This window comes from Micromonospora halophytica (assembly GCF_900090245.1).
In the GTDB taxonomy this organism is placed as follows: Bacteria; Actinomycetota; Actinomycetes; order Mycobacteriales; family Micromonosporaceae; genus Micromonospora; species Micromonospora halophytica.
In genome coordinates this window covers 23,190-33,787 of sequence record NZ_FMDN01000008.1, presented here as the reverse complement: position 1 = coordinate 33,787, position 10,598 = coordinate 23,190, and the positions used below count along the sequence as shown (strand labels likewise).

Annotated in this window: 11 protein-coding genes; 2 read left to right on the top strand and 9 right to left on the bottom strand. The window is 75.1% G+C overall.

Annotation, left to right across the window (positions count from 1 at the left end; translation table 11 throughout):
- The first annotated feature begins 484 nt into the window (after window positions 1–484).
- Window positions 485–1,102, top strand: a complete 618-nt coding sequence (locus tag GA0070560_RS13570; protein ID WP_091295910.1) for a mycothiol-dependent nitroreductase Rv2466c family protein — start codon at window positions 485–487, stop codon at window positions 1,100–1,102.
- 5 nt (window positions 1,103–1,107) lie between these two features.
- On the opposite strand, the gene GA0070560_RS13565 is transcribed toward GA0070560_RS13570, so the two are convergent.
- From GA0070560_RS13565 to GA0070560_RS13535, 7 genes are all read right to left on the bottom strand, one after another.
- The gene (locus GA0070560_RS13565; protein ID WP_170839389.1) at window positions 1,108–1,875 is read right to left on the bottom strand and encodes a TIGR02452 family protein; all 768 of its coding nucleotides are present in this window, start codon (window positions 1,873–1,875) and stop codon (window positions 1,108–1,110) included.
- Window positions 1,876–2,019: 144 nt separating this feature from the next.
- Window positions 2,020–2,787, bottom strand: a complete 768-nt coding sequence (locus GA0070560_RS13560) for an SGNH/GDSL hydrolase family protein (RefSeq protein ID WP_091295904.1) — start codon at window positions 2,785–2,787, stop codon at window positions 2,020–2,022.
- A gap of 279 nt (window positions 2,788–3,066) precedes the next feature.
- On the bottom strand, window positions 3,067–3,690 hold the full coding sequence (locus GA0070560_RS13555; protein ID WP_091295901.1) for a class F sortase: 624 nt from the start codon (window positions 3,688–3,690) through the stop codon (window positions 3,067–3,069).
- Window positions 3,691–3,784: 94 nt separating this feature from the next.
- Window positions 3,785–4,276, bottom strand: coding sequence for a hypothetical protein (locus GA0070560_RS13550; RefSeq protein WP_091295896.1), 492 nt, complete (start codon window positions 4,274–4,276; stop codon window positions 3,785–3,787).
- Between the two features lie 508 nt (window positions 4,277–4,784).
- On the bottom strand, window positions 4,785–5,303 hold the full coding sequence (locus tag GA0070560_RS13545) for a pyridoxamine 5'-phosphate oxidase family protein (protein WP_091295893.1): 519 nt from the start codon (window positions 5,301–5,303) through the stop codon (window positions 4,785–4,787).
- A gap of 31 nt (window positions 5,304–5,334) precedes the next feature.
- Window positions 5,335–6,066 (bottom strand): class I SAM-dependent methyltransferase, encoded by a 732-nt coding sequence (locus GA0070560_RS13540; RefSeq protein ID WP_091295889.1) that lies wholly within the window; start codon window positions 6,064–6,066, stop codon window positions 5,335–5,337.
- A gap of 41 nt (window positions 6,067–6,107) precedes the next feature.
- Window positions 6,108–6,932 (bottom strand): class I SAM-dependent methyltransferase, encoded by an 825-nt coding sequence (locus GA0070560_RS13535; RefSeq protein ID WP_091296488.1) that lies wholly within the window; start codon window positions 6,930–6,932, stop codon window positions 6,108–6,110.
- Window positions 6,933–7,034: 102 nt separating this feature from the next.
- Between GA0070560_RS13535 and GA0070560_RS13530 the strand changes: the two genes are divergently transcribed.
- Window positions 7,035–8,285 carry an MFS transporter gene (locus tag GA0070560_RS13530; RefSeq protein ID WP_091295886.1) on the top strand — a complete coding sequence of 417 codons (1,251 nt, stop codon included), beginning with the start codon at window positions 7,035–7,037 and terminating at the stop codon, window positions 8,283–8,285.
- On the opposite strand, the gene GA0070560_RS13525 is transcribed toward GA0070560_RS13530, so the two are convergent.
- Both GA0070560_RS13525 and GA0070560_RS13520 read right to left on the bottom strand, forming a co-directional pair.
- Window positions 8,275–9,333: a Gfo/Idh/MocA family protein gene (locus GA0070560_RS13525; protein WP_091295882.1), complete on the bottom strand. Its 1,059-nt coding sequence runs from the start codon at window positions 9,331–9,333 to the stop codon at window positions 8,275–8,277. The genes GA0070560_RS13530 and GA0070560_RS13525 overlap by 11 nt on opposite strands.
- Window positions 9,334–9,396: 63 nt before the next feature.
- On the bottom strand, window positions 9,397–10,503 hold the full coding sequence (locus GA0070560_RS13520; protein WP_091295879.1) for a serpin family protein: 1,107 nt from the start codon (window positions 10,501–10,503) through the stop codon (window positions 9,397–9,399).
- Between the last annotated feature and the right edge of the window lie 95 nt (window positions 10,504–10,598).

Sequence of the window (10,598 nt, the reverse complement as noted above, 5' to 3'; positions counted from 1 at the left end):
GGGGGACGTCTCCGGCGGCGGTGCCTGCGCGGGTCCGGGGGACCTGGCGGCGGGGCCTGCTCGGGTGTCCGGGGGATGTAACCGATCGGGCCGGGCCCGCATTCCGCGGGTGGGGCCTCGGTGTCCGGGGGATGTAACCAACCCGGCGGGGCCCGCATTCCACGAACCCGGCCTCGGTGTCCCGGGGGATGTAACCGACCCGGCCTGGCCCGCATTCCGTCGGGGCCGGACCGGGTGGCGTCCCGGGTCAGGGAGCGCCGGTGGTTATGCCATGTACAACGCCCCGGCCCGGTCACCGATTCCGCCACCGGGGTGGCCCCGGCCACCGGATCCCGCAGGTCAGACCGGACATCCGGTGACAGGCCTCCGGCGGCCCGGCCAGCCGTGATTGGCCCAGTCCGACCGGCTCGGATCGGCACTCCTGCTGGGCCGATCTGACCGCCAGGATCGACGGGTACGCACACCGATCCTGGAAGGACCGACGATGACGACGGCGGACATGTGGTTCGACCCGCGCTGCCCGTGGGCGTGGAACGCCTCCCGCTGGCTGCTGGAGGTGGAGCGGGTCCGGCCGGTGCGGGTCCGCTTCCACGTGATGAGCCTCAGCGTGCTCAACGACGGCCGTGACGACCTCGAACAGTGGTACCGGGAGTGGCTGAAGCCGGGCATGGGCCCGGTCCGGGTCGCGGTCGCGGCGGAGCAGAAGGCCGGCAACGAGGTGCTGCGGGACCTCTACACCGCCCTGGGCACCCGGATCCACCATGACCGCGCCCCGATCGGACGTGAGCTCTACGAGGCGGCGCTGCGCGAGGTGGGGCTCCCCGTCGACCTGGCCGACGCGGCCGAGCGGACCGGGTACGACGAGGCGCTGCTCGCCAGCCACCACGCGGGGCTGGAGCCGGTCGGCGAGGACCTGGGCACCCCGACCATCCACGTCACCGACCCCGCCGGTCGTCGCACCGCGTTCTTCGGGCCGGTGGTGGCCCCGATCCCACGCGGTGAGGACGCCGGCCGGCTCTGGGACGGGGTCGTGCTGGTGGCCGGCACCGACGGATTCTTCGAACTCAAGCGTGCCCGCACCCGACCGCCGATCGAGCGCTGAACCGCTCAGCCCGCCGGTCGGTCGCCGACGCCGAACGCGGCGGCGAACGGACGGCGGTTCGTCACGTCCGGCACCGCGAACACCACCAGGTCGAACGCGCCCGCGTACCGGCCACCCGGGCCGAGCAGATCGGCGAAGGCGGCCGCCACCTGCGCCGGGTCGTTACGGAACACACCGCAGCCCCACGCTCCGAGGACCAGCCGCCGGTGCCCGTGCGTCAGCGCGACGCCGAGCACCCGTGCCGCCCGCCGACGTAGCACCCCGGCCAGGTCGGCCGGCTGACGCAGTGCGCCGGCGTTCGGCGCCGCCGCGGTCAGGAAGGCCACCCGGTACGGCTCGACCAGCCGTCCCGCGTCGTCGCGGAACACCGGCACGCCGGGGGAGTGCACGACCCGGTCGGTGTAGAGCGGGTCGCGCTGCGCCCGGTGGTGCTCGTGGAACTCCGGGGCCGTGCGCAGGCTCGCGACCAGCGCGGAGGACCGGGCGAGGCTCTCCTCCTGGGCCTGCGCGCCGGTGGCGTACCCGCCGCCGGGGTTCTTCGCCGAGGCGAAGTTCAGGCAGGCGACCGGGTCGTCGCCGGTGGCGGTGAGCCGCCGGGCGGCGGCGAGGGTGGTCTCGTCGGTCACCTCCACCGTGGACGTCCCGCCCGGGCCGGGCTCGGACAGCGGCTCGTCGGGCAGGTGCAGGGTGGCGGCGGGCACCGGGCCGTATCGACCCTCGGCGACCAGGCGGTCGGTCTCGGCGGCCAGTGCCGCCCGCTGGGTGCGGTTCACCCGGCCATCATGCCGATCCGGGCCGCTCTTGTCCGCCGGCTTTCGGCCCGGCCCGGCGTTGGCCCGGCCCGGGCGGCGCGAAGAAGGCCGCACCGCGCCGCCCCGCCACGGGCGGTGCGAACTGACCGCCGCGTCGGTGGCGACTCAGGCCGGCTCGACCGGGAGTGGCACCGGGCGCTTCGCCACCCGGTCGTCGCCGGACGACCGCCCCCGCAGGTGCCGGCCCAGCCAGGGCAGCAGGTGCCGGCGGGTCCAGGCCAGTTCGGCGCGCAGCATCTCGTGGCCGCGTCGCCGGGGCAGGACGTCCAGCGGGCGGGTCCACGAGTCGTCGTGCCCGGGCAGCCCGGCGGTGTACGCCAGCGCGGCGGCGATCCGCTCGTGGCCGGCGCTGTTGGCGTGCAGGCGGTCGTCGCTCCACAGCCGAGGGTCGGAGGCGACCGGGTGCGCGGCGAAGTCCACCAGGGTGGCGCCGGTGTCGGCGGTGATCCGGCGTAGCGCCGCGTTGAGGGCGACGATCCGCCCGCGCAGGGGACGCGCCAGCGGCATCACCGGCACCGGATCGGGCAGCGTGAACGTCAGCACGGTCGCGCCCTGGCCGACCAGGGCCCGCTGCATGGTCCCGACGTCGGCGGCGATCCGCGTGGCGTCGAAGGAGGGCCGCAGCACGTCGTTCATGCCGGCGACCACCGTGCACAGGTCGGGGGCGAGGTCGAGGGCCGCCGGCAGTTGCTCGGCGAGGATCCGGGCGGTGGTCCGGCCCCGGATCGCCAGGTTCGCGTACTCCAGGCCGCCCTGGGCGCGGGCGACGGCCTCGGCGAACCGGTCGGCCCAGCCCCGGTAGCCGCCGGCGCCGTCCGGGTCGTCCAGCCCCTCCGTGGTGCTGTCACCGATCGCCACGTACCGCCGCCACATCACGACCGCCAGCTTAGGACGCGTGTCGAAGTCCCTGGCCGGCCTGGCTGGACCGAAGACTTCGGCACACGCCCTGGGAGCGTCCGGACCGGCCAGACGGCCGGCCGGACAGCGTACGCTGCCCACCCCCTCGTCGAGCCGGAGCAGTCGTCCGACCAGCGGTCCCAGCCGGGGAACCAACCGTGTCGCCACCGCTCGCCGTCGCACCCGGTCCACCGCCGCCTCGCCTTGGCCGAGGGTCCGCCGTGGTACGGCGGCGCCGCAGCGGCGGCGGGGTGCTCAGGACACGGCGGTGGCGCGGACCACGATGTTGTCGGAGTAGTCGCGGGAGCGTTCGTCGAAGCGCCCGCCGCAGGTCACCAGCCGCAGCGCCGCGCCGGGCCCGCCGGGGCCGTAGACCATCGCGGTGGGGAAGCTCCGCTTCGGGTACGCCCCGACGCCGTCCACGACGAAGGTCACCACCCGACCGTCGCCGCGGGTGACCAGGACGGTGTCCCCGGGGCGCAGCCGGCCCAGCTCGAAGAAGACCGCCGGCCCGTCGCGGGTGTCGACGTGCCCGACGACGACGGCGTTGCCGGCCTCGCCGGGGCTCGCGCCCGGCAGGTACCAGCCGGCCACGGCGGGCTGATCCAGTGGCGGCACCTCCAGGGTGCCGTTCGGGTCGCCGGCGACCGGCACGAGGTCGGCACGTACGCCGATCGCGGGGATCTCGATGCGCCGTGGCTCCGAGCGGGGCAGCACCGGCCCCGGCGAGCTGCTGCGGTCCGTCCCCCGGGCGTCCGCGCCGGGCTGCGGCGGACCCGTCGGGGTCGCGGACAGGCCTACGGCGATCAGGGTGATCCCGGCCGTGGCGGCCACGGTCGTCGCGGCCACCGCCGCCCGGGTACGGGTGAAAGGGGTCATCGCCGCACCTCCCCGATGGCGATGTGGTCCGGGTGCCCGCGCCGTCTCCGGCGTGGGCACCCGTCCCGAGGGATGGTGTCGTGTGGTGTCTGCGTCAGGCGACGGTGGCTGCCCGGCGTCGACGGCGTACCAGGACGGTCGCCCCGATCGCGGCGGCTCCGGCCAACGCGCCCCCCGCGGCGAGCAGGCCGGCCGGGGTGCCGTCGTCGCCGCCACCACCACCGGCGGGCGCCCCGCCGATCGGGGTGACGGTGAACGTGGCGGTGCCGGCGGAGCTGCCGTCACCGCAGGTGGCGGTCACCGTGTAGGTGCCGAGGGTGAAGCCGGCGGTGAAGAGTTCGGCGCTCAGCCCGCCGCCGGCCGCGGCGGTGGTCGAGCGGACGTTCTGGTCCCGGTTCGGCCCGGTGACGCGGAAGATCGCGTCACCAGCCTTCGGATTGCAGCCCGTCGCGGTGAGCACGACCGTGCCGCCGACCGGGGTCGTGGACGGTGACACCGTGGTCTGCGCGAGCGCGGCGGCGGGCAGGGCGAGCATGCCGAGTCCCACGCCGAGCGCTGCCGATACGAGAACTCTCTGTGCCTTCATACGCGTCTTCCCTCACTTTTCGTCCGCTGTCTGCGTGGGACGTCGTTCGGGTGGCCAACTCCGTAACTAGCACCGGTGTGGCCAACACTAGGAGGGTTGGGCCCCGAGGTCGGCGTAAATGAGAAATCCTCGTTGCCGTCACGTGTTTTCTGTCTGGCCGGGAGCTGCGGAAATGCCCGTCCAGGAGCGCACACACCACCCGCCGGGCCGCGCCGGGACGTGCTCGCTCGTCCGGTTCGGCCGGTCTCCGGCCGTCCGGGGCGGTCGTACCCGGGCGCGAGGTCCGGCCCGGATCGCCGGGATTCGTCGGCGGACCGGTGCCGCAGGATGGGTGCCTGTCCACCCGCCACCCCCGGCCGCGCCGAGGCGGGGGAGCTAGCCTCCTAGGATGCCCAGAGGTGGTGGCGGCACTCGCCACATCGGCACGACGCCCGCCCTCGCCCAGAGGAGGACCCGCACGCAAACCAGGAAGCGACGTCAGCAGCGGAAGAGGCCGGCCGCTCGGTGGCTACCGTGGGACGCGGCGCCAGAACTGGCGTGGGGCGTACCCGTCGCGGCGCAGCCAGTGCTCGGTGTAGACGATCCGCTCGGCCTCGACGGCGACCAGGGGGCCGGTCGGCGGCTCGTCCAGCGACCGGGACCGCTCCACGTGGTCGGACTGCCAGCGCACGGCGGGCCAGTGGTGGTCGAAGTCGGCGTCGCCCGGGTACCGCACCCGGGCCCGGCCGAACAGTTGCGCACCCCGGCTGCTGGCCTGCCCGACCAGCGGGGCGAAGATCCCGACGGAGACGCGCGGGTCGGCGGCGATGTTGCGCATCTTCGGCGAGTCGGCGGCGGCGGTGAACAGGACCGTGAAGTCGAGGTGGAAGTAGCGCACCGGGGTGGCGAGCGGACCGTCCGGACCGGCGGTGGCGAGCACGCACATGTTCTGCGACGACAGCAGGTGCAGGATGCGCTCCTCGAGGCGGTCGCGGTCCAGGCGGGCGGTGGGGGCGGGGCCGGCGAGCCAGGGGTTGGTGACGGGCATGGTGGATCTTCCCATTGCCGCCGGTACGCCGTCAGACCCGCACGTAGACGGAGACGTGCTGGCGGCTGGCGGCGGTGAACGGGCTGCGGTCCCAGCCGTTCCACCGCTCCCGCAGCCGCATGCCACCCAGGCGGGCCATCAGGTCCAGCTCGCTGGGCCAGCAGTAGCGCAGCCGCAGCGGCCGCAGCGTGGTGCCCCGCGCGTCGAAGGTCACCCGCTGGTAGGTGACCGCCTGCGCCACCGGGTCGTGCCGGAGGAACTCCATGTCCACCGTGTCCTCGGTGAGCCTGCGGGTGGCGACCCGCTGGTCGCGGTCGAAGTCGGTGACGTCCTGCACGAACGCCTCGACGACGAAGAGCCCGCCGGGGGCGAGGACTCGGCCGACCCCGGTGAACAGGTCCACCTGCCGGTCCTGGTCGGGCAGGTTGAACAGGGTGTTGAAGACCAGGTACGCGAGGTGGAAGGGGCCGTCCACGGCGACATCGGCCATGTCGCCGACGACGACGGGGATGTCCTCGCCGCCCGGCTTGGCCCGCATCCGCTCCAACATCGCCGGGGAACCCTCGATCCCCTCCACGACGACGCCGCGCCGGGCGAGCGGTACGGCGACCCGGCCGGTGCCGATCGCCAGCTCCAGGACGCGCCCGCCGTCCGGGACGAGAGCGGCCAGGAACTCGACGGCGGGGGCGGGATCGGGATTGTCCCGTACGTCGTACTCGTGGGCGTACCGGTCGAAGAAGGCCGGGTCGTGGAGTCCGCTCATGCCGGTCAGTCAACATCGACGAGGCTGGGCGAGCCACCGATTTACCGCCGCCGGGCCTGCAGGGTGTACGTCTGCGCCAGCCGCCAGGGCCGGTCGGTCAGCCGCCACTCGCCGTGCGCGTCCTTCACCTGCCGGCCGGGCAGCGCGTCCCAGGGAGCGCTGTCGTGCTCGACCAGCATGGTCAGCTCCAGGCCGGCGTCGAGCAGCGCGGTCACCACCTCGCCGAGGCCGTGGTTCCACTCGTGGGTGGTGTTGTGCCGGAACGTCGTGTCGGTGTCGACGTACGTGCCGTGCTCGTCCCACACCGTCGGCTCGGGGCGCTCGAAGTACGGGTGGTCGACCACCAGCAGCCCGTCCGGGCGGGTGTCGTTCAGCGCCCACAGCATCGGGTGTCCCTCGCGCAGGAAGAGCCGCCCGCCGGGGCGCAGCAGCGCGGCGACGACCTGCGCCCAGCGGCGGATGTCGGGTAGCCAGCACAGTGCCCCGACACCGGTGTAGACCAGGTCGAAGCCGCCCGGGCCGAGCACGTCGGCGGCGTCGTACACGTCGGCCTGGACGAAGTCGACGGCGGCGTCGGCCCGTTCGGCCACGACGCGGGCCTCGGCCAGCGACGCGCCGGAGAAGTCCAGCCCGGTCATCCGCGCCCCGAGCCGGTGCAGTGAGACGGTGTCGGTGCCGATGTGGCACTGCAGGTGCACGCCGCGCAGCCCGGCCACGTCGCCGAGGCGCGGCAGGTCGAAGCGGACCACCCCGCTGAGGTACGCCGGGTCGGCGGCGAAGCGTCGCACCGCGTAGTCGGGGGAGGCGGCGTGGGCGGGGGCGCGCTCGTCCCAGTTGGCGCGGTTGAGGTCGCGGTAGTCGGTCACCGGCAGACCGTGCCACACGGTGCGGTGGGCGCTCAACGGCGATTCGGCTGTCCGGACAATCGCCTCGGGCGGAGCGGGTCGGCGCTGGTAGGTTGCCTGGCCGTGACGGGGGAGAGACTGGACGGGCGGTTCGCCCGGTTGTGGGCGGCGAGCACCCTGTCGGCGTTGGGCAGCGGCATGGCCACGGTCGCCGCGCCGCTGTACGTGGCGGCGCGCACCGACGACCCGCTGGTGGTGTCGGTGGCCGCCGGGGTGGCGTGGCTGCCCTGGCTGCTCTTCGCGTTGCCCGGTGGGGTGCTCGCCGACCGGGTGGACCGCCGCCGGTTGATGGTGGTCATCGACGTGGTGCGGGTGCTCGCCCTCGCCGTGCTGGCCGGCGCGATGCTCACCGGCCGGGCCGGGGTGCCGTTGCTCTACGTGGTGCTGTTCCTCGTCAACAGCGGTGAGATCGTGTTCCGCGCGGCGAGCCAGGCGATGCTGCCGGCGGTGGTGCCCCGCGCGCGGCTGGAGCGGGCCAACGGCTGGCTGGGCGGCGGCACCACGCTGGCCAACGGGATGCTGGCCGGCCCGCTCGGCGGGTTCCTCTTCGTGGTCGCGGAGAGCATCCCGTTTGCGGTCAACGCCGGCACGTACGCGCTGAGCACCGTCCTCGTCGCGCTGGTCGCCGGGTCGTACCGGGGGGTTGCCGACGCCGACCGCCCGGTGACCCGGTCGATGCGCGCGGAGATCGTCGAGGGGTTCCGTTTCCTGGCGGGGCAGCGGCTGCTGCGCACCATGGCGGTGCTGATCGGGTTGCTCAACCTCACCCTCACCGCGGCGATGGCGGTGCTGGTGCTGCTGGCCACCGACCGCCTGGGCCTGGACTCGGTCGGCTACGGCCTTCTCTTCACCTGCATGTCGGTCGGTGGGCTGCTCGGTGCGACCGTCGGCGACCGCCTGGTCGCCCGGGTCGGCGCGACCTGGACGGTGCGGGTCGGCCTGCTCGTCGAGGCCGGTCTGCACCTGGCGCTGGCCGCCTCGACCAGCGCCTGGCTGATCGGTGTCGCGCTGTTCGCGTTCGGGGTGCACGGGGCGCTGTGGGGCATCGTGTTCAGCTCGCTGCGGCAGCGGCTGACCCCGTCGGCGTTGCAGGGACGGGTGAGCGCGACGACGCTGTTCGTCGCCGCGGGTGGCAACTGCGCCGGGGCGCTGCTCGGCGGTGTGGTGGCTGGCGCGTTCGGGTTGACCGCGCCGTACTGGGTGGGGTTCGTGGTGGCGGTGGTGGTGTCGGCCGCGACCTGGCGGGTGTTCGACCGGGCCACGGTCGCCGCCGCGTACGCCGACCCGCCGGCGCGTCAGCCGGTCATGAGCTGACCGGGAGCACCACGCCTTCGGTGGCGGAGCGGTGCGCCAGTTCGATCAGCTCGACGGTGGCGACGGCGTCGGCCGGGTCGACCGGTAGTGGGCCGCCGTCGCGCAGCGCCGCCACGAGTTGGGCGTAGAAGTCCTGGTAGCGGCCGGGGTCGGTGGGGACGGGGCGCAGGTCGCCGTCGACGCCGAGGTGGCCGTACCGTTCGGGTGGGACCTCGCCCCAGCCGGGCGCGTCCGGCCGGCCCCCGGCGCGCAGCGCCTCCTCCTGCACGTCCAGCCCGTAGGTGGTGTACGCGGCGCGGTCGCCGAGGATGCGAATCCGGGGGCCGAGCTGTGCGGCGACCGCGCTCATCCACAGGTGGGAGCGGACCCCGCCGGTGTGGGTGAGCGCCACGAACGCGTCGTCGTCGACGAGCGCGCCGGACCGGCGCCGGTCCACCTCGGCGTACACGGTGCGTACCGGCCCGAACAGCTGCACCGCCTGGTCGACGAGGTGGGCGCCGAGGTCGTAGAGGGCGCCGCCGGCCTCGCCGGGGGCCGCGCTCTCCCGCCAGCCCGGCCTGATCGCCGGTCGCCAGCGTTCGAAGCGGGACTCGAAGCGGGTGACACGGCCCAGCGCGCCGCCGGCGACGAGCCGTCGGGCGGTGCGGAAGTCGCCGTCCCAGCGGCGGTTCTGGAAGACGGTCAGTGGGACGCCTTGCCGGTGAGCCTCGTCGACCAGCGCCCGGCCCTCGGCGGCGGTGGCGGCGAGCGGCTTGTCGACCACGACCGGCAGGCCGGCGGCGATGGCGGCCCGGGCCATCGGCAGGTGCTGCCGGTTCGGCGTGGCCACCACGACCAGGTCCAGCGCCTGCGGGGTACGCCAGAGCAGGTCGGCGTCGTCGACCAGGCGGGCGTCGGGGTGCTCCCGGCGGACCTGTTCGCGCCGGTCCGGGTTGGCGGTGACCACGGCGTGCAGCCGCAGCCCCGGGGTGGCGGCGATCAGCGGGGCGTGGAACACCCGGCCGGCGATCCCGTACCCCAGCAGCCCCACCCGCAGCGCGTCGTCCATCGTGTCTCCTTCGCCGGTCCCCGCACCGAACCTACGCCCCGGGTGGCGTGCGGGCCGGTGCGGTCAGCCGGGAGTCGGATCGGTCACCCAGCCGGCGACGAGCACCAGGCCGGTGCCGCGGTGCACGGCGAGGAACCCGAACGGGCGGTCGACGTCGAGGCGGACCACCCGCTTGGGCACGGTGTGCCGGGGCGGCGCGAAGCCGGCCCGCGCGGCGACGGCGGTGACTGCCGCGGCGCGGAACCCGGTGGCGGAGAACTCGGCCCGTACGGCCTGCCGGGCCTGGTCGACGCTGAGCCGAGGGGAGATGCCCGGGAAGTGGTCGCCGTCGCCGGTGGCGGTGGCCAGTCCGAACAGCTCGGGCCGTTGCAGCAGGTCGTGGTCGGCGTCGACGGCGAAGGCGACGGTGGCGACGCGCAGTTCCGGGCGGTCGTCGGACGCCTCGACGGTTTCCTCGGTGACGCCGGGTCCGGCGGGCTGCGGCAGGGTCGGGCCGCCGGTCAGCGCGCCGATCGCGGCCGGCAGCACGGCCGGCGCCGGACGGCCGGGCTCGCCGAGGGCCAGCACCACGTCGACGTCGGCGTCGCCGGGTACGGTCAGCAGGCTGACCGCTCCGGCCGCGGTCCGTGCCACCCGCAGCGCGGTCAGGTCGGCGTCGCTGCGGCGCAGGGTGGCCAGCCGGCGGCCCTGCCAGGGGCCCTGCCGGGGCTGCGACCAGCCCTCGCCGAACGGGGTGGTCCAGCCGGTGCGCACCGACAGCGCGGCGGCCAGCACCAGCGCCGTGCCGTGGTGGACGCGCACCGGCATCCGGTCGACGAGCCCGTCGGTGCGGGTGGCCGCCCAGTGGTCCAGGACGGGCTGGTCCACCGTCGGGTCGCCGGTCAGCTCGCCGCGCATCGAGGCGGGCACGTCCCGCCGCCACGCCTCGCCCAGCGGCAGCCCACGGCGGGACCAGAAGCCGACGGCGAGCCGGGTGGTGGGGGAGCCGTCCAGGCCGAGGTCGCCGAGGTCGGGGGCGACGGCCCGCAGGTCGTCGCGGGCGGGTCCGGTCGCGTGCCGGGCGAGCAGGGCGAGCAGCGGGTACGCGCCCGCGCCGGAGAGGACGTTCTGCCGGTCGTCCAGGTGTGCCGTCCAGCGGGCGGTGAGGGCGTTGGCGTGTCGGACGCTCATGCCGCCGCACCGTACCGGGCCGGGATGGCCGCCGTGGGCCGGCCTGCGGCGGGCGGCCGGGTGGGCCGTGCTGCCGTGCGGTGTCCGGCGGGGCC

What these genes read in the sequence shown, in the direction of transcription:
- GA0070560_RS13570 (WP_091295910.1), top strand. Translation starts at nt 485, where the DNA reads ATGACGACGGCGGACATGTGGTTCGACCCGCGCTGCCCGTGGGCGTGG.
- GA0070560_RS13560 (WP_091295904.1), bottom strand. Translation starts at nt 2,787, where the DNA reads ATGTGGCGGCGGTACGTGGCGATCGGTGACAGCACCACGGAGGGGCTG.
- GA0070560_RS13555 (WP_091295901.1), bottom strand. Translation starts at nt 3,690, where the DNA reads ATGACCCCTTTCACCCGTACCCGGGCGGCGGTGGCCGCGACGACCGTG.
- GA0070560_RS13550 (WP_091295896.1), bottom strand. Translation starts at nt 4,276, where the DNA reads ATGAAGGCACAGAGAGTTCTCGTATCGGCAGCGCTCGGCGTGGGACTC.
- GA0070560_RS13545 (WP_091295893.1), bottom strand. Translation starts at nt 5,303, where the DNA reads ATGCCCGTCACCAACCCCTGGCTCGCCGGCCCCGCCCCCACCGCCCGC.
- GA0070560_RS13540 (WP_091295889.1), bottom strand. Translation starts at nt 6,066, where the DNA reads ATGAGCGGACTCCACGACCCGGCCTTCTTCGACCGGTACGCCCACGAG.
- GA0070560_RS13525 (WP_091295882.1), bottom strand. Translation starts at nt 9,333, where the DNA reads ATGGACGACGCGCTGCGGGTGGGGCTGCTGGGGTACGGGATCGCCGGC.
- GA0070560_RS13520 (WP_091295879.1), bottom strand. Translation starts at nt 10,503, where the DNA reads ATGAGCGTCCGACACGCCAACGCCCTCACCGCCCGCTGGACGGCACAC.